Source organism: Pseudomonas sp. P129 (genome assembly GCF_020312195.1).
Taxonomy (GTDB): Bacteria; Pseudomonadota; Gammaproteobacteria; order Pseudomonadales; family Pseudomonadaceae; genus Aquipseudomonas; species Aquipseudomonas fragariae.
This window is the reverse complement of record NZ_JAGPYS010000001.1, coordinates 725,227-742,733: the sequence shown is the minus strand read 5'-3', so window position 1 is coordinate 742,733 and position 17,507 is coordinate 725,227. Positions and strand designations below refer to the sequence as shown.

Here is a 17,507-nt window from a genome sequence, read left to right as displayed (position 1 = left end):
TTGCTCATGGCATGACGTCGCCGGAATTTGGGCCCAGTGTCTGACCGACGAACAGATTGCCACCCGGCTCGCTGGCCAGTAGCACCGCCACCGGGGCGACCTCTTCGGCCAGACCGAAGCGGCCCAGCGGCAACTCGGCAGCCTTGGCGGTTTTCCAGGCGCTGCTGATCCCGGCGACCAGTGGGGTTTCGATAGGACCGGGCGCAATGGCGTTGACCAGCACGTTGTCCTTGGCGACTTCCAGCGCCAGGGACTTGCTGAAACCGATCACCCCGGCCTTGGCGGCGGCGTAATGGGTCAGTTCGGCACCGCCCTTGATACCCAGTTGCGAAGCGACATTGATGATGCGCCCCCAGCGCTGGGCAATCATGTGCGGCAATGCACGCTGGCTGGCCACAAAGACGCTGGTCAGGTCGATACGCAGCATGTCGTTCCACATATCGAGGGTCAGGTCGACGCAACGTGCCTGGGTCAGCATGCCCGCGTTGTTGACCAGAATGTCGATACCTCCGAACTGTTCGACACAGGCATCGACGCTGGCTTGCGCGCCGTCGACGCTGCCGACATCGGCCACGCATTCCTGAACCTGGGCGCCAAGCTGGCGGCACTCTGCAGCGATCTTCGCCAGGCTGTCGGCGTCTCGGTCGCCCAGCACCAGACGCGCGCCTTCAGCCGCATAGGCGCGGGCGATGGCTGCGCCGATGCCACTGCCGGCTCCGGTGATCACTGCGCGCTTTTGTTTGAGTTGCTGCATGGGGTCGGATTCCTTGGTTGATTTGGGGATCACGGCGTATGGCTCGCGAACGCTCAGTCACTGGCACGCCATTCCCGGCGTCTGTACTGAGCGCTTCGCGAGCACGCTCCCGATCCGAATCGATCTACTCGGGCCAGCGCACGGTCAGGCCACCGTCGATCACGATGCTTTGCCCGGTCAGGTAACTGGCTTCATCGCTGCACAGAAAACGCACCAGCGCAGCGACTTCATCCGCTCGGCCGACACGGCCCAGCGGGATGGCTTTGGCCGCCTGCGCCAGACCTTCAGGCCCCAGCGAGTTCGTGCTGTCCAGCGATTGCGGCGTCTCGATCAAACCGGGAATCACCGCGTTGCAACGGATGCCCTTCGCTGCGAGCTCCACCGCCAGTGACCGACACAGCCCTGGTACGCCAGCCTTGGCCGCTGCGTAATGGGAATGGTCCTGCCAGCCATACACACCCCCGGCAATCGAGGAAATCGCCACCAGCGCCCCGCCCTCGCCCATGTGCCGGACGGCGGCGCGGAAGGTACGCATCACGCCGGTCAGGTCGACGTCGAGCATCTCGTTCCAGCGCTCGTCGGTCATTTCCAGCAACGGCGCGCGGCGCAACAATCCGGCATTGGCAACCGCGTAGTCGATGCGGCCGAATGCCTTGACCGCCTGCGCGGCCAGGTCATCGACCGACTCGGTGAAGGTCACGTCCAGTGGCAGCATCAGGCATTCGCCGCCCGCCTCCGCCACCAGCCTGCGGGTTTCGTCCGGATCATGCGGATCAGCCGGATAGAACCCGCCTGCCACCGCCACCCCCTGGCGGGCAAAAGCCACTGCCAGGGCCTGACCGATGCCGCTGGCGGCACCGGTTATCACTGCAACTTTACGCGTCATGTGCTGCTCCTCATTTCACCGTTTCAGGTCGCACGTGTTTAGCCGCGAACATCAGCGCACCCGACAGGAAGCACGGCACTGCGCCGAAGTACAACGCCGAGGTCTGCCAGTCGCCGCCGGCGCTCAGTACCGATGTGGCACCAAAGCCTGCGACCACGGCACCGAGCGGGCCCATGGCATGGATGATTGCGCCGCCCGTGGCACGAATGCTGGTCGGGAAGCTTTCGCTGATGAAGAACAATGCCGCCGAGTACGGGCCGATCAGGAAGAACAGCCCCAGGCTGTACAAGCCGACCACCGTCACCATGTTGCTTGGCCCGTAAAGCATGCCGGCAAACGCCAGGCCGCCGAACATCCAGCCGAGGCCGATGACATTACGGCGACCGATCCGGTCACCCATCCAGCCGTGACACAGGTAGCCGCAATAGCCCACCAGGTTGGACAGCACCAGAATGATCAGCGAGTTCTCGAACGAGATGTGGTGGACGCTGACGATCACCGTCGTACCCAGCACACTGAACACCTGAATGGCCGCCCAGTTGAGCAGGATCGCAGCACCGATCACCAGGGTCGCGCGACGCGACGAACCGCGAAAGGCAGCGCCGATACCGGCCTTGCTGTGTTCTTCGTAATCCACCCCGTAAGTCTGCGCCACGGCCTTCGCCTGGCTGAGGTCGCCCTTCTTGCGCAATTGGGTGATGCGTTGATGGATCTGAAACTGCGGACTCTCCTTGAGCTTGCGCGCCAGGATCGCGATGACGATGGCCGGGATCGCAGCAAAGACGAAGCAACCCTGCCAGCCGATGACCGGCAACAGCACCGCCGTCAGACCGGCCGCGATCAGCGCACCGACCGGCCAGCCGCCCTGCACCAGGCTGTAGATGAAGCCACGGCGCTTGGTCAGTCGCGGGTCGTCGGATGCAGCATAGATTTCGCTCAGGTAGGTCGCGTTGACCGTTTCCTCTGCATAACCCAGACCGCCCAGCGAACGAATGAGGATCAGGGGCGACTTGCCCCACGCTCCGCCGATGGCCGTGAGCGCCGAGCAGATCGCCGAGCCACTCACGGTAAAAATGATACCCACGCGCCGTCCCAGGCGATCTACCAGCGGGCCGATGGCCAGAGCCACCACCGCGGTGCCGACTGCGACCCAGGTCGCGATTTCGGCCTGTTCGACCTCACTCCAGCTGAAATGCCGACCGATTTCCGGTAACAGCGTGCCAAACAGAATGAAGTCATATACCGCAAACACCCACGCGAAAAACGCAATCCATGTGGCGAACCGTACTTGCTCCGGAGTCAGTTGCTCAGGTTTCCAGCCGGTCAGGTCGAGCTTATTGTAAATGGACATGAGTGACGCCTCGGACAGGGCAATGAATCAGCGGGTACGGGGGTTGCGACGCACGAAGTCGTCGGCAATCTCGTCGAAAGTGACGAACTTGACGCCAGCATGGCTTTGAATGTGCTCGATCAAGCGCTCCAGCATCAGCAGCACTTGCGGGCGACCAGACACGTCCGGGTGAATGGTCATGGTGAACACAGCGTGTTCGTGTTCGCGATAGACCCAGTCGAACTGGTCGCGCCACATCTCTTCCAGGTGCCGAGGGTTGACGAAACCGTGGCTGTTCGGCGCCTTCTTGATGAACATCATCGGTGGCAGATCGTCCAGATACCAGTTGGCTGGGATTTCCACCAGATCGGTTTCTTCGCCACGCACCAGAGGCTTCATCCAGGTATCCGGATGTTGGCTGTAATCGATTTTGGTCCACTTGTCGCCCACCCGAACGTAGTAAGGGTGGAAGTCGTTGTGCATCAGGCTGTGGTCATACTTGATGCCTTTCTTGAGCAGCAGCTCGTTGGTGACGTTGCTGAACTCCCACCATGGCGCGACATAGCCAGTCGGACGTTTGCCGGTCATTTGCGTGATCAGGTCGATGGACTTGTCGAGGACGATCTCCTCTTGCTCCGGGGTCATGGCAATCGGGTTTTCATGGCTGTAACCATGCACACCGATTTCATGCCCGGCATCCGCCACGGCTTTCATCTGCTCGGGAAAGGTCTCCATGGAGTGCCCCGGTATGAACCAGGTGGTGCGCAGACCGTAACGCTCGAACAGCTTGAGCAGACGCGGCGCGCCGACTTCACCGGCGAACAGGCCGCGGGAAATGTCGTCCGGCGAATCCTCGCCACCATAGGAGCCCAGCCAGCCGGCAACGGCATCCACATCCACACCAAACGCACACAGAATTTCTTTGGCCATCGTTGTTCTCCCACGGGTTAATCAGATCGGCTTCGCGTTGTACGGCGCGCGGGCCGGTTGGCACTGCAAAACGTGTTCAAGGGGCTGCTATCAACGACTCCACAGTCAGCGCCGCACGCAGCAGCCGTGCGTCTTCGCCTGCCGGTGCGCTGAGCAACAGCCCGGTGGGCAGGCCCGAGGCATCGCGGCCGCTGGGCAGTGACACACCGGGCATGTTCAGCAGACTGCCGGGCATGGTCAGGCGCAGCGTGGCGAGGTTGGTTTGAACGAACAGATCGTCGTCCTTGAGCAGCGGTGCGAGCGGCGGCGCCACATGGGCCACGGTCGGGGTAATCAGCAGCGCACCGTCCAGTTCGAGGGTCAACTGCTCCTGCAAGCGCTCGCGCGCGGCATACAGATTGACCAGCAGGCTGGCCGGCATGGAACGGGCGGCCTCCAGGCGCTTGCGAACCCTGGGGTCGAGCTGGCTGGCGGCGTCGCTGTCGAGCAACGCCTGATGCAGCGCGAACGCTTCGGCTGCGCCAAGCCAGCCCTGTTGCTGGATCAACAGCAAGGTGGCCTGAAATGCCTGGCAAGGCTTGACCTCGATCAGCGCGCCACTTGCACGCAAGGCTTCGACGGCACGCAACAGGTTGTCGCGAACGGCCGGCGTGACGCGCTCGTCTTCCAGCACCGCCTGATCGAGCAGAAAACGCTGACCGGCCAGGCTGCGTGGTATCAACGATGAAGGTTTGCTGCGCGCACAGAGCAGATCGTCGATCACCAGAGCGTCGCGCACGCTGCGGGTCAGTGGCCCGACGCTGTCCAGCGTCAGCGCCAGCGGGAAAACGCCGTCGCGGCTGTAGCGGCGGCTGGTACTGCGAAAACCCACCAGGCCATTGAGCGCTGCCGGCACACGAATAGAACCGGCGGTATCGGTGCCCATTGCAATCGGTACTGTTCCGTTGGCCACGGCGACTGCCGAACCTGAAGACGAACCGCCCGGAATGCGCGGCGAGCTGTCGCTGTTGGGGTTGATCGGCGTGCCGAAATGTGGGTTCAGGCCCAGCCCTGAATAAGCGAACTCACTGAGGTTGGTCTTGCCCAGGCTGACCATCCCGGACCTTGCCAGCAGCCCGACACTCGGCGCATCCAGCAGCGCGGGCGACAGGTTGTTGCGCACCGCGGCGCCGGCGGTCGTGACGCTGCCTGCCACGTCGAAAAGATCCTTCCAGGCGATGGGCACGCCGTCGAAGGGGCTCAATGGCTGCCCTTGTTGCCAGCGGGCCGCAGAGGCTTCAGCTTCCCGACGTGCCCGTTCGATACTCATGGAAATGAACACATGATCGGCGGTTTCTGCCTGTTGCAGGGCCTTGTCCAGAGCCTGCACAGGGTTACTGCGCCCCTGAGCAAAATCCTCGGCCAGTGCGCAGGCATCACGGGTAACGCTATGACTCCCGGTATCGGTCATGGACATCACACCTTTAAAAATGTACTTATTAATAAAATGTACATTTAGTAAAGGCAGGTTCCATGCCAATCTGCACGTCGCGACGCACTGACCCGATCGAGCTGATGGCCCTTTCGCGCTGGAACCGCCGTACTAGAAACCTTTTTGCAAAGGCATCAATCAGTTGCGATAAGGCTTCGCCGGCGCACCAGATCGTCATAAAGAAATAATGTATCTTTTATAAAAGGTACATTTTAGTGCAAAAAAGTAACGGGGGCCCCATGAACGAGCATAAGGACGTGTGCCAAGGTGACAACAGCGCTTCTGTGCGAGAATCGTCCGTCAACCGCCAGAAGTGTATGAAACCGATGTCAGAAGAGGACCCGCGCACCGCGTCGCGCTACGCCATGATCCGCGAGGTGTTGCGTAACGCTATCGTCTCGGGCGCGGCCGCCAATGGACTGGTACTGCTTGAAGCACCGCTGGCAGAACTGTTCGGCACCAGCCGGGTGCCGGTGCGCAAGGCGCTCAATCTGCTGCATGAAGAAGGCTTGATCAGCCGTTTCGACGGCCGGGGTTATCTGGTAAATCCTGACGCGCAGGAAGTCGAGCCGCTGCGCCTGAGCCTGAGCCACAAGCAGTTCGGGCTGGACAGCAGTGAAGAACTGGTCGACACCCGCCCGCTCGGCGAACGTATTCATGATGAGATCGGTGCGGCATTGTCGGCCTGTATCGCGTTTGGTCACTACCGGCTGGATGAACAGAGCGCCGCGCAGCATTACGGAGTGAGCCGCGCAGTGGTTCGTGAGGCGCTGATGCGTCTGCGCGATCGCGGCCTGGTGGAAAAAGAGCCTTACTCGCAATGGCTGGCGGGGCCGCTGACGGCCCGGGAAATCACTGAAGACTACGAACTGCGTGCCTGTCTTGAGCCCGAAGCCTTGCGCCAGACGGCGCCGCAGTTGAGCCGCGAAACCCTGGAGGCAATGCTGGCCAGGGTCGTCGAGGCGCAAAACGCCGAACAGTGCAGCCTTGAGGAAATCGAGCGCCTTGAGGACGACCTGCATCAGCAATGCCTGGGCGGCCTGCAAAACCGCAAGATCGCCATGCTGATCAGCCAGGCGCAGAGCCCGATGATCATCAACCGGATTTTCTATCGCCTGCTGAGCATTGGCGCCGATGAAGCGATGCTGGCCGAACACCGGCTAATCATCGAATTGCTGCTGCACGGCGCCTTCGACGCCGCCGCCCTGAACCTCAAGGAACACCTGCTGCGCGCCCGGCAGCGCATGCTGCAACGCCTGAAAGTCCTGTCGGTATTGCCGGAGCAGGAAGTGCCGGGGTATCTGACGCGGTTGAGTTGAGGTGGGCTGGATCACTCTCGCTGCCACGCTATATAAACGAGTCAACTCGCACTCGGTGTGAAACCCGGTTTCTGTAGGAGCGGACTTGTCCGCGAAAGGGCCTGTACATTCACAACATTTCTGCTGCTCAAACGCCCTCTTCGCGAACAAGTTCGCTCCTACACGAGCGTCCGATTTCGTAACGCCCGGCAGCGCATGCCACGCTATAAACGAGTCAACTCGCACTCGGTGTGAAACCCGGTTTCTGTAGGAGCGGACTTGTCCGCGAAAGGGCCTGTACATTCACAACATTTCTGCTGCCCCAACGCCCTCTTCGCGAACAAGTTCGCGCCTGCACAAGCGTCCGATTTCGTAACGCCCGGCAGCGCATGCCACGCTACAAACGAGTCAACTCGCACTCGGTGTGAAACCCGGTTTCTGTAGGAGCGGACTTGTCCGCGAAAGGGCCTGTACATTCACAACATTTCTGCTGCCCAAACGCCCTCTTCGCGAACAAGTTCGCGCCTGCACAAGCGTCCGATTTCGTAGCGCCCGGCAGCGCATGCCACGCTATAAACGAGTCAACTCGCACTCGATGTGAAACCCGGTTTCTGTAGGAGCGGACTTGTCCGCGAAAGGGCCTGTACATTCACAACATTTCTGCTGCCCAAACGCCCTCTTCGCGAACAAGTTCGCTCCTACACGAGCGTTCTATTTTTTAAGGTCCAGGCTACGACTTACTTGCCGATCACTTCGCCGCGCATCGGTGCCAGACGGGCGATGAGGCGGTTTTGTGCGGGGACCGGGACCTTTTCGGTGTCCATCGAGGCGATCAGATCTTCGACCAGCGCGTTGAAATCGCTGGGCGTCAGGTTCTGGCCCTTGTGCGCCTCGGCCATGCTGTCGCCGGTATAGCGACACGGGCCGCCGGACTCGACGCAGAGTTGCTCGACCAGTTTGTCGCGCAGCCGCACGATGTCGACTTTCCTGAAGTGCTCGACGATCCGCTGATCCCTGGCCACGTTTATCAGCATGCCTTCGACGATGCGCTGGATACCGGCACGCTGACCCAGGTCCTGGTAGAGGCTGTCATCCTTGGGTGGTTGTTGCTGCTGCGCGCAACCGGCCAGCAGCGTCAGCATCATGGCTATCAGCAAGCGCCTCATCAAAAACTCCCCTGCACAGACAAATAGGTACCGTTCTGGTTGTCCAGCGTGGCGATTTCTCCCAAACGGGCGTAAGCCAGGACCACGGACAGGTGCTTGTTGGGAAAATAGCCGAGAAACACATCGGCCCAGTCACTCTCGCCTGCAAACGACAGGTTGTCCGGCTTCTCGCGATATTCGACGCCCAGCGCCCAGCGGGGATTGAACAGCACCGCCACCGAACCCTCCTTGAGCAGGCTGCGGCTGTCGCGGCGATCGCCGCCAAACCCCAACAGTCCGGTTTCGTTGGCGCGGCTGTAACGCACGCCGCCGTTGACCACGACGTTGTAGCCGAATGCCGCGCCCATGAGCAACCGGCTGGCCGTCAGGTAGCCTTCGACATCCGAGTCACGCCGGGCACCGACCAGGCTGGGGATCAGGAAATCGTGCTGATGCTTGTACTGCACACCCAGAGAAACCTGCGGCAGGCTTTCGTAGATCAGGTCGCCGAACAGCCGTACCTTGACGCCGAACACGTCCTGACTGAGGTTATCGTCCGGCAGGCTGAGCCTGTGCTGCAGGTTGCTGATATCGAAACGCTGATGCGCATAGGAAAACTCCACGCGATTGCCATAGGCGACCGCCAGGCCTGCCACATCAAGGTTGTAGTCCGGCAGATTCACGTGCGTGGCGAAGGCGGTAGCACCCCACTCGCCTTGCTCGCTGTAGCCGGTGATCACCGCCCACGGGGTTATGCCGCCGCCGGCGCTCCCTTCAATGCTGGTCGCGCCGCCCGTGGCGATCAACCGGCCGTTGTCGCCCAAAGCGGGCGTCGGAGCAACGCCCGCCATACCCACCAGCAAAGACCCTAACAGCAGCGATGTTTTGTGCAACATGAATTAATTCACCATAAGACCGGGTGACGCCTGGTACGTGGCAATCCATGCCTCGAATGCCGACGCGGTCAGCGGTCGACTGATCAGGTAACCCTGGGCCGTATCGCAGTGCCAACGCCGGAGCAGGTCCAGGCTGTGTTGGTACTCGACACCCTCTGCCACCACCTTCAGTCCGAGGTTGTGGCTCATTTCAATGGTCGACCGCACGATCACTGCGTCTTCACTGGTTTCATCCAGGTTGCGCACGAAAGACTGATCGATTTTCAGCTCCTGCACGGGCAGACGCTTCAAGTGCGCCAATGACGAGTAACCGGTACCGAAATCGTCGATCGACAGGCTGATGCCGCAATCGCGCAGGCGATGCAGGACGATCAGTGCCTTTTCCGGTTCGCTCATGACTGCACTTTCGGTGATCTCGAATAACAGTTGTTCGGCAGGCACGGCGTATTGCTTGAGCAGTTTCACGACATAGCCGACCAGGTCATCACCCAGCAGGTCATCAGCGGAAATGTTCACCGATACCTGCAGGACCAGACCGCGCTGGCGCCATACGGCCAACTGGCGCATTGCCTCTTCGATCACCCAATTGGTCAGCAGGTAAATGCTTCCGGTGCGCTCGGCGAGGACGATGAATTCGGCGGGCGAGACACTGCCGAACTGCGGATGAGCCCAGCGCAACAACGCTTCGGCCTGACGCACATAGCCCTGACGAATATCCAGCTTGGGCTGGTAATGCAGCGATAGTTCGCCATTCTGCGCGGCCTTGCGCAGGTCACGAATGAGCGTGATCTGCCGCTGGTGGGCCAGGTCACGTCCATCCTGATAGATCTGCAGGCGACCGGGAAGGAACGTGGCATCCTTGCGGGCAATGGCCGCACGGCTGAGCAATTCCTGGGCGGAATCACCGTGTTCCGGGTAGACCGTGATACCAATGCAGCACTCAAGCTCTAGCTCATGATTGTCGATACGCTGCGGCTCACTGAGCAGACGCTGCACAGCGTCTGCCATGCCCACCGCGCCAGCGCTGGACGTGTTGTCCAGTAGCAGCAGAAACTCGTTGGCCCCCAGAAGCGCCACGGTATCGCCGGCGCGCAGATTACCTTGCAGGCGCTGACCCGCCTGCCGTAACAACTGGTCAACACCTTCGGCGCTCACGCTTTCGCTGATCGTGGCGAGGTTCTCGATGCTCAGAGACAACAGGGCAACCCCGCGATGTGCCGCAATCGAACTGCCCAGACGCTCCATCACCAGCGCCCGGTTGGGCAGCCCGGTCAGATTGTCGTGCAGGGCGTTGTGGGCCAATTGCCCCTCGCGCACGGCAATGCCCTGCTGCATGGTGTTGATCGCGTCGGCGAGCATGCCGAGTTCATCGCTACGCACCAGCGCGACCGGCGTTTTATAGTCGCCATCACCAATACGTTTGGCCGCCGTGGCCAGGGCCCGTACCGGCAGCGAGACGCTTCGCGCCAGCGCCAGTGTGCCGATCAGCGAGGCCACCAGGGCGGCCATGGAAATCCAGAAGATCTTTTGATTCAGTGGCGCGAATGCCTGATAGGCCTTGTCCAGAGGGCTCTGCAACAGCGCGATGACCTGCCCGTCGCCGCCATTGCTGGTGTTGGCGAGCATCAGGGTCTGACTGAGAAAGTTAAGGTTCGATTGCTCGGTCAGCAACATCTGGCCTTCCGAGGAGCTGCGCATCAGCTCGATCAAACCCGCGTGCAGGGCCGCTGGCTGGGTACTGATCAGATCACCGGTCTTACCGTCTTCTACGGTGAGAAAAGACACTTCCAGACCGCTGAGCGAACGCAGTTCTTCGGCAATATCGCTGTCGATGGTAAAGCCCATGACCACGCGGCCGATCGGCAATGGCGCGAGAACGGTGGCCTCCACCAGCAAATGAGGGTCTCCGCCGCCGGGCACAATGAGCACTGACTGACCGGCACGTTTGGCGTTGCGCAGGGCCTGGTCATAGACAAATCTGGAACCCTCGGGGACTTTCGGCACGGTGCTGGCAATCACCACGCCATCCATGCCCAGCAGGAACATGTCGCTGGCGTTGATGCGTTTGCCATGGTTGAGCAACACCGAGCGAATGGTCGAGGAATCGGCACTGGCCACGGCGTCGCGAAAGCCAAAATCGGCGGCCACCAACTGCACCGTGTCACGCAGACGTTTGCCGCGCAGATCGATCAGCCGTTCGAACACGCGGCTACCCACTTCCAGTTGTGCCTGGGCCTGAGTACGCACCGCATCGCCCGTTGCAACCTTGACGGCGAGATAAACCGCACTCACGACAATCAGCAACAGGACAATCAGAACCCCGGCGATGCGCGCCTGAAAGCTGGCTTTAAATTTCATTCATGCGTGGCCTCGTGGAAGGCGTCACCGAAGCGGCCCGGTGCGGGCTTGCCGGGTTTGTCCTCGGCCTCCACTTCGACCGCCAGGTTGAAACGCTGGGTGAGGCCTGCCGCCGGCACCTCGAACTCGCCGCCCGATACAGGCTGCATGTCCGCGATGCGCGGATGCCAGAGGGTGGCGGCATAATGCCCGGCCGGCACCTGATCCAGCTTGAGCAGGCCGTTTCTGTCGGTCACGCCGAACCATGAATCGTCGGTGACGTAGATGTAACCGACCATCCAGTCGTGGATGTTGCAGCCCAGCACCACCACGCCGGGCTTGTCGAACAACAGCGGATCCGAGGGCACGCCCTCGTAAAGCCGCAACTCGAAGCGCTTGGCCGGAGAAAAGGAGTAGACCTGGTGGCGGATGTTGTCGCTGTTGGGAAACTTGACCTGGGTGCCGGCGTGGACGGCCAGTACATGTGGTGCAAACTCCTGATCACGCTGGTCCATTGACGCCTTCAACACGATAGGTGAAGGATCGGACGGCCCTTTGAGCGTTACCACCGCATCTGCAAGGGGCTTGCCTTCCTTGTCCATTACCTGGGCAGTAAAGCTGGAAGCCGATGCGTTTGCAGCCGATGCTATCCACAGTCCTGCCACTAATGCAGAAATAAATACGTTGGTCATGCCTGATTCAACCCATACCGGCGGCGCTGTAAATGAAGTAAGCCCGTTCTTGTCAGCCCTGACAGGCCCGCTAATAAATAACGGTTTTCCAACCGCTTTACAGACTATCGACCAAGACTATTGAAACCTGAGAGCCGCTGCCCCATCTAAGAGCCATGTTCAACTTCTCAGGTGCCCCATGAGCGACCAGCAGACAGACTCGCCAGACTTGCCCAATGACGCAGACGAGCACGACGTGTCTCTGAGTTCCGACAGCACCTCGCTGGCCTTGCCCGGCCAGAACCTGCCCGACAAGGTTTACATCATTCCGATCCACAACCGTCCGTTCTTTCCGGCGCAGGTCCTGCCTGTCATCGTCAATGAAGAGCCGTGGGCCGAAACGCTGGAGCTGGTCAGCAAGTCCGAGCACCATTCGCTGGCGCTGTTCTTCATGGACACTCCGCAGGAAGATCCACGCCACTTCAAGACTGACGCACTCCCAGAGTACGGCACTCTGGTCAAGGTTCACCACGCCAGTCGTGAAAATGGTCGTTTACAGTTCGTCGCGCAGGGCCTCAGCCGGGTGCGCATCCGTACCTGGCTCAAGCATCATCGCCCGCCGTATCTGGTAGAAGTCGAATACCCGCAGCAGCCCAATGAGCCGACCGATGAAGTGAAGGCCTACGGCATGGCCCTGATCAACGCGATCAAGGAACTGCTGCCGCTCAACCCGCTGTACAGCGAAGAGCTGAAGAATTATCTCAACCGTTTCAGCCCCAATGACCCCTCGCCGCTCACCGACTTTGCCGCTGCCCTGACCTCGGCCACCGGTGTCGAATTACAGGAAGTACTCGACTGTGTGCCGATGCTCAGGCGCATGGAGAAAGTCCTGCCGATGCTGCGCAAGGAAGTCGAGGTTGCACGCCTGCAGAAGGAAATCTCTGCCGAGGTGAACCGCAAGATCGGCGAGCATCAGCGGCAGTTCTTCCTCAAGGAACAGCTCAAGGTCATTCAGCAGGAGCTGGGCCTGAGCAAGGACGATCGCAGCGCCGACATCGAACAGTTCGAGCAGCGCCTGGAAGGCAAGACCCTGCCGCCACAGGCGCGCAAGAAGTTCGACGAAGAAATCGGCAAGCTCAAGGTGCTGGAAACCGGCTCGCCCGAATACGCCGTGACACGCAATTACCTGGACTGGACCAGCTCGTTGCCATGGGGCGTCTACGGCGCCGACAAGCTGGACCTCAAGCACGCACGCAAGGTACTCGATCAGCACCATGCCGGGCTTGACGATATCAAGGCGCGGATTCTCGAATTCCTTGCAGTGGGTGCCTACAAGGGTGAAATCAGCGGCTCGATCGTGCTGCTGGTCGGCCCGCCGGGGGTGGGCAAGACCAGTGTCGGGCGCTCGATTGCCGAGTCGCTGGGGCGACCGTTCTATCGCCTGAGCGTGGGCGGCATGCGCGACGAGGCGGAAATCAAGGGCCACCGCCGTACCTATATCGGCGCGCAACCGGGCAAGCTGGTGCAGGCGTTGAAAGACGTTGAAGTCATGAACCCGGTCATCATGCTCGATGAAATCGACAAGATGGGCCAGAGCTATCAGGGCGACCCAGCGTCTGCCCTGCTGGAAACCCTGGACCCGGAACAGAACGTCGAGTTTCTCGATCACTACCTGGACCTGCGCCTGGACCTCTCCAAGGTCCTGTTCGTGTGCACGGCCAACACGCTGGACTCGATCCCCGGCCCGCTGCTTGACCGGATGGAAGTGATTCGCCTGTCCGGCTATATCACCGAAGAGAAGCTGGCAATCGCCAAACGCCACTTGTGGCTCAAGCAGTTGGCGAAAGCCGGCGTTGCGAAAAACAAGCTGAGCATCAGCGACAGCGCACTGCGCGCCGTCATCGAGGGTTACGCTCGCGAAGCCGGTGTGCGGCATCTGGAGAAACAGCTTGGCAAGCTGGTGCGCAAAGCTGTCGTGAAACTGCTGGACGAGCCCGATTCAGTGCTCAAGATCGGGCCGAAAGACCTCGAAGCGTCGCTGGGCATGCCGGTGTTCCGCAGCGAACAGGTGCTGTCCGGCACCGGCGTGATCACCGGTCTGGCCTGGACCAGTATGGGCGGCGCTACCCTGCCGATCGAGGCGACGCGCATTCATACGCTCAACCGCGGCTTCAAGCTGACCGGGCAATTGGGCGATGTGATGAAGGAGTCGGCCGAAATTGCCTACAGCTACGTCAGCGCCAATCTGTCGAAGTTTGGTGGTGATGCGAAGTTCTTCGATGAGGCGTTCGTGCACGTACACGTTCCCGAAGGTGCCACCCCGAAAGACGGCCCGAGTGCGGGCGTGACCATGGCCAGCGCCTTGCTGTCCCTGGCCCGCAACCAGCCACCGAAAAAAGGCGTCGCCATGACCGGCGAACTGACCCTGACCGGGCATGTACTGCCCATCGGCGGCGTCCGCGAAAAAGTCATTGCCGCACGGCGTCAGAAGATCCACGAACTGATCCTGCCGGAGCCTAACCGTGGCAACTTCGAAGAACTGCCGGACTATCTCAAGGAAGGCATTACCGTGCACTTCGCCAAACGCTTCGCCGACGTGGTGAAGGTGTTGTTCTAAAGATTGATACTGCGCAGGTCCCACGCTGAACTGGCACAAGAGGTGTTCTATCGGGCGCCTCTCGTTCCGCAAGCTCCAGCGTGAGTGAGAATGCAGTTCTGGACGCTCTGCGTCCGATCCACAGCGCGACACCTGTCGTACTCCCCCACAAAACTCCGATCAGTTATCCTTGCGCCTCGTATCGCGATACCGGAACTTGCCATGACCCCTGCCCGTTTCATTGCCCCGCTGAGCCTTGCGCTGCTGACGGCGTGCGCTCAGACGCCGAAAAACATTGTTTCCATCGACACGCAAAGCGACTGCCCGCTGACACTCACGTCCGGGCAGACATTGATCCTGACCCTGCCCAGCAACCCGACCACCGGCTTTCGCTGGCTGACCCAGAACCCGGCCCAGAACATCCTGCGCAGCCTGGGCCCTGAGGTGTATGCCAACGCCGAGAGCAAGGAAATGGTCGGCAACGGTGGGCAGTCGGTCTGGCGCTTCAAGGCCACCGATGCCGGGACCGGCCGGCTGATGATGGTCTATCAGCAGCCCTGGGCACCCGAAGTCGCCCCGGAGCAGACCTTCGAGTGCGCCATCAGCGTGAAGTGAGGCGTTGCGCGCGGCTTGTCCGACAGCACGTACTGCACCATGCATCCCGGCGGCAACTTGGCTAGAATGCCCGCCTTTCAAAGCCTTCGCCGGAATCGCCGTGAGCAAAGAAACCGATCGTATTTTCGCCCAGCCGCTGACCCAGGTACCTGACTTCGCCTTCAACGAAGACGTGGTGCGGGTATTCCCGGACATGATCAAACGCTCGGTGCCTGGTTATCCGACGATTGTCGAAAACCTCGGTGTCCTGGCCGCGCAATTTGCCCAGCCAAACACTGTGCTTTACGACCTGGGCAGCTCTCTGGGCGCCGTCACCCAGGCCCTGCGCCGCCATGTGCGTGGCGAGGGTTGTGAGGTCATCGCGATAGACAACTCCAGTGCCATGGTCGAGCGTTGCCGTGAATACCTCAACGCGCAGGACTCCATGTTTCAGGAGTTGTTGCCGGTGCAGGTGCTCGAAGGCGATATCCTCGCGCTGGCGTTCAAACCGGCCTCGGTGGTGGCGCTGAACTTCACCCTGCAATTCATCGCTCCCGACCAGCGCCTGGCATTGCTCGGTCGCATTCGTGACGCACTGGTGCCCGGCGGCGCGCTGATTCTCTCGGAAAAACTGCGCTTCGATGACCCGCAGGAACAGGCGCTGCTGACCGACCTGCACATCGCCTTCAAACGCGCCAACGGCTACAGCGACCTGGAAATTGCCCAGAAGCGCAGCGCCATCGAAAACGTCATGAAACCCGACAGCCTCGAAGAACACCGCCAACGCCTGCTTGCCGCAGGTTTTTCCAAGGTGGTGCCCTGGTTTCAATGCCTTAACTTCACCTCGTTGATTGCCCTGCCATGATTGATCTCGCTCCCCTCGTCCGTCGTCTGGCGGGAACCCCTCTGGCCGACTGGGCCAATGGCCTGCAAGCCCAGCTCGACACCAAGATGGCCAAGGGTCACGGTGACCTGCAGCGCTGGCAAAGTGCGCTGGATGCCTTGCCCGACCTGCAGCCCGAGCGAATCGACCTGATCGACAGTTTTACCCTGGAAGCCGAGTGCAACGGCGAGACCCGCACCGTGCTGCGCAAGGCATTGCTTGGCCTGTCACCGTGGCGCAAGGGGCCGTTCAATGTGTTCGGCGTGCATATCGACACCGAATGGCGCTCGGACTGGAAGTGGTCGCGGGTTTCGCCACACCTGGACCTGAAGGGCAAACGCGTTCTGGATGTCGGCTGCGGTAACGGTTATTACCAGTGGCGCATGCTTGGCGCCGGGGCCGACAGCGTGATCGGGGTCGACCCCAACTGGCTGTTCTTCTGTCAGTTCCAGGCCATGCAGCGCTATCTGCCTGACCTGCCCGCCTGGCACCTGCCGTTCGCGCTGGAAGACTTGCCCGCCAATCTGGAAGGCTTCGACACAGTCTTCTCGATGGGCGTGCTGTATCACCGCAAATCCCCCATCGACCACCTGCTGGCCTTGAAAGACTGTCTGGTAAAAGGCGGCGAGCTGGTGATGGAAACCCTGGTAGTGCCGGGTGATGTCCATCAGGTGCTGGTCCCGGAAGATCGTTATGCGCAGATGCGCAACGTCTGGTTCCTGCCTTCAGTGCCTGCTCTGGAATTGTGGATGCGCCGTGCCGGCTTCACCGATGTGCGTTGCGTCGACGTCAGCCACACGACGGTCGACGAACAACGCAGCACCGAGTGGATGCGCTTTCAGTCCCTGAGCGACTATCTGGACCCCACCGATCACAGCAAGACAGTCGAGGGCCTGCCTGCCCCCATGCGTGCGGTGATCGTGGGGCGCAAGCCCTGAGGGACGAGTTATCTGGCTGCCGCCACGATCAACGCCTTCATCTCGGCCACTGCCGCCTTGAAGCCGACGAACAGAGCATGAGCCACCAGCGCGTGGCCGATGTTCAGTTCGTTGATGCCCTTGATCGCGGCGACGGCTTCGACGTTGTGATAATGCAGGCCGTGACCGGCATTGACGACCAGCCCCTGGGCGAGACCAAACGCTACGCCATCGGCGACCCGCTGCAGTTCTTCGGCGACTTCGGTCGGGGTCTGAGCGTCGGCATAGCGACCGGTATGCAGTTCGATGGCGGGGGCGCCGACGCGCTTTGAAGCGGCGATCTGACGCTCGTCGGCGTCGATGAACAGCGAAACTTCGCAGCCAATCTTCGCCAGTCGCTCGACCGCCGCCTTGATCCGCGCTTCCTGCCCCGCCACGTCCAGACCGCCTTCGGTGGTCAGCTCCTGCCGTGTCTCAGGCACCAGGCAGATGTGCGCCGGACGAATGCGTTCGGCGAAGGCGAGCATGTCTTCGGTGACGCCCATCTCGAAATTCATGCGGGTCTGCAAGACATCCTTGAGCAGCAGGACATCGCGCTCCTGAATGTGTCTGCGGTCCTCACGCAGGTGGACGGTGATGCCGTCGGCGCCTGCCTCTTCGGCATCCAGGGCAGCCTTTACCGGGTCCGGGTAGCGCGTGCCACGGGCCTGACGCAAGGTGGCTACGTGGTCGATGTTCACGCCGAGAAGGATACGAGTGCTGTGGGTCACGGTGGTCTCCAGAAAAATGGGCGAGCTGG

15 protein-coding genes are annotated in these 17,507 nt (G+C 61.0%); 5 read left to right on the top strand and 10 right to left on the bottom strand.

All coding sequences use genetic code 11. From position 1 onward, the window contains the following. Positions 1-4: 4 nt before the first annotated feature. The 5 genes from KBY02_RS03270 to KBY02_RS03250 form a co-directional block, all read right to left on the bottom strand. Positions 5-754, bottom strand: coding sequence for an SDR family NAD(P)-dependent oxidoreductase (locus KBY02_RS03270; RefSeq protein WP_003412971.1), 750 nt, complete (start codon positions 752-754; stop codon positions 5-7). A gap of 124 nt (positions 755-878) precedes the next feature. After that, positions 879-1,640, bottom strand: a complete 762-nt coding sequence (locus KBY02_RS03265; protein WP_032656816.1) for an SDR family NAD(P)-dependent oxidoreductase — start codon at positions 1,638-1,640, stop codon at positions 879-881. Positions 1,641-1,650: 10 nt separating this feature from the next. Next, complete coding sequence (locus KBY02_RS03260) at positions 1,651-2,991, bottom strand: MFS transporter (protein WP_011268749.1); 1,341 nt, start codon at positions 2,989-2,991, stop codon at positions 1,651-1,653. A gap of 27 nt (positions 2,992-3,018) precedes the next feature. Then, positions 3,019-3,900, bottom strand: coding sequence for a polysaccharide deacetylase family protein (locus KBY02_RS03255; protein ID WP_002554892.1), 882 nt, complete (start codon positions 3,898-3,900; stop codon positions 3,019-3,021). Between the two features lie 76 nt (positions 3,901-3,976). After that, the gene (locus tag KBY02_RS03250) at positions 3,977-5,350 is read right to left on the bottom strand and encodes an amidase (protein WP_096104346.1); all 1,374 of its coding nucleotides are present in this window, start codon (positions 5,348-5,350) and stop codon (positions 3,977-3,979) included. Positions 5,351-5,697: 347 nt separating this feature from the next. Between KBY02_RS03250 and KBY02_RS03245 the strand changes: the two genes are divergently transcribed. Further along, entirely contained in the window at positions 5,698-6,690 is a 993-nt protein-coding gene (locus KBY02_RS03245) for a GntR family transcriptional regulator (protein ID WP_371834307.1), read from the top strand. A gap of 716 nt (positions 6,691-7,406) precedes the next feature. Here KBY02_RS03245 and KBY02_RS03240 read toward each other — a convergent pair. Genes KBY02_RS03240 through KBY02_RS03225 form a run of 4 tightly spaced genes read right to left on the bottom strand, consistent with a single transcriptional unit; the run spans position 7,407 to position 11,739 of the window. Then, complete coding sequence (locus KBY02_RS03240) at positions 7,407-7,835, bottom strand: group I truncated hemoglobin (RefSeq protein ID WP_003405356.1); 429 nt, start codon at positions 7,833-7,835, stop codon at positions 7,407-7,409. After that, positions 7,835-8,710, bottom strand: a complete 876-nt coding sequence (locus tag KBY02_RS03235; RefSeq protein WP_104684506.1) for a DUF3034 family protein — start codon at positions 8,708-8,710, stop codon at positions 7,835-7,837. The genes KBY02_RS03240 and KBY02_RS03235 overlap by 1 nt, the downstream gene beginning before the upstream one ends. A 3-nt stretch (positions 8,711-8,713) precedes the next feature. Then, the gene (locus tag KBY02_RS03230; protein ID WP_024642773.1) at positions 8,714-11,068 is read right to left on the bottom strand and encodes a putative bifunctional diguanylate cyclase/phosphodiesterase; all 2,355 of its coding nucleotides are present in this window, start codon (positions 11,066-11,068) and stop codon (positions 8,714-8,716) included. Then, a complete protein-coding gene (locus KBY02_RS03225) occupies positions 11,065-11,739 on the bottom strand; it encodes a methylamine utilization protein (RefSeq protein WP_024639458.1) in 675 nt (224 codons plus the stop codon). Before KBY02_RS03225 ends, KBY02_RS03230 begins: the two co-directional genes overlap by 4 nt. A gap of 178 nt (positions 11,740-11,917) precedes the next feature. On the opposite strand from KBY02_RS03225, the gene lon reads away from it, so the two are divergent. The 4 genes from lon to cmoB all read left to right on the top strand — a co-directional run bounded on the left by lon (position 11,918) and on the right by cmoB (position 16,729). Next, complete coding sequence (gene lon, locus KBY02_RS03220) at positions 11,918-14,335, top strand: endopeptidase La (RefSeq protein ID WP_225649815.1); 2,418 nt, start codon at positions 11,918-11,920, stop codon at positions 14,333-14,335. 201 nt (positions 14,336-14,536) lie between these two features. Continuing rightward, positions 14,537-14,929, top strand: coding sequence for a protease inhibitor I42 family protein (locus KBY02_RS03215; protein WP_003405351.1), 393 nt, complete (start codon positions 14,537-14,539; stop codon positions 14,927-14,929). A gap of 100 nt (positions 14,930-15,029) precedes the next feature. After that, positions 15,030-15,773, top strand: a complete 744-nt coding sequence (cmoA, locus tag KBY02_RS03210; protein ID WP_003405350.1) for a carboxy-S-adenosyl-L-methionine synthase CmoA — start codon at positions 15,030-15,032, stop codon at positions 15,771-15,773. Continuing rightward, positions 15,770-16,729, top strand: a complete 960-nt coding sequence (gene cmoB / locus KBY02_RS03205; protein ID WP_003405349.1) for a tRNA 5-methoxyuridine(34)/uridine 5-oxyacetic acid(34) synthase CmoB — start codon at positions 15,770-15,772, stop codon at positions 16,727-16,729. The genes cmoA and cmoB overlap by 4 nt, the downstream gene beginning before the upstream one ends. 8 nt (positions 16,730-16,737) lie before the next feature. On the opposite strand, the gene pdxJ is transcribed toward cmoB, so the two are convergent. Next, positions 16,738-17,478, bottom strand: a complete 741-nt coding sequence (gene pdxJ, locus KBY02_RS03200) for a pyridoxine 5'-phosphate synthase (protein ID WP_011268754.1) — start codon at positions 17,476-17,478, stop codon at positions 16,738-16,740. Between the last annotated feature and the right edge of the window lie 29 nt (positions 17,479-17,507).

Excerpts from the sequence above, each read along its gene's own strand:
- KBY02_RS03270 (WP_003412971.1), bottom strand. The coding sequence starts at position 754 with ATGCAGCAACTCAAACAAAAGCGCGCAGTGATCACCGGAGCCGGCAGT.
- KBY02_RS03265 (WP_032656816.1), bottom strand. The coding sequence starts at position 1,640 with ATGACGCGTAAAGTTGCAGTGATAACCGGTGCCGCCAGCGGCATCGGT.
- KBY02_RS03260 (WP_011268749.1), bottom strand. The coding sequence starts at position 2,991 with ATGTCCATTTACAATAAGCTCGACCTGACCGGCTGGAAACCTGAGCAA.
- KBY02_RS03255 (WP_002554892.1), bottom strand. The coding sequence starts at position 3,900 with ATGGCCAAAGAAATTCTGTGTGCGTTTGGTGTGGATGTGGATGCCGTT.
- KBY02_RS03250 (WP_096104346.1), bottom strand. The coding sequence starts at position 5,350 with ATGACCGATACCGGGAGTCATAGCGTTACCCGTGATGCCTGCGCACTG.
- KBY02_RS03245 (WP_371834307.1), top strand. The coding sequence starts at position 5,698 with ATGTCAGAAGAGGACCCGCGCACCGCGTCGCGCTACGCCATGATCCGC.
- KBY02_RS03240 (WP_003405356.1), bottom strand. The coding sequence starts at position 7,835 with ATGAGGCGCTTGCTGATAGCCATGATGCTGACGCTGCTGGCCGGTTGC.
- KBY02_RS03235 (WP_104684506.1), bottom strand. The coding sequence starts at position 8,710 with ATGTTGCACAAAACATCGCTGCTGTTAGGGTCTTTGCTGGTGGGTATG.
- KBY02_RS03230 (WP_024642773.1), bottom strand. The coding sequence starts at position 11,068 with ATGAAATTTAAAGCCAGCTTTCAGGCGCGCATCGCCGGGGTTCTGATT.
- KBY02_RS03225 (WP_024639458.1), bottom strand. The coding sequence starts at position 11,739 with ATGACCAACGTATTTATTTCTGCATTAGTGGCAGGACTGTGGATAGCA.
- lon (WP_225649815.1), top strand. The coding sequence starts at position 11,918 with ATGAGCGACCAGCAGACAGACTCGCCAGACTTGCCCAATGACGCAGAC.
- KBY02_RS03215 (WP_003405351.1), top strand. The coding sequence starts at position 14,537 with ATGACCCCTGCCCGTTTCATTGCCCCGCTGAGCCTTGCGCTGCTGACG.
- cmoB (WP_003405349.1), top strand. The coding sequence starts at position 15,770 with ATGATTGATCTCGCTCCCCTCGTCCGTCGTCTGGCGGGAACCCCTCTG.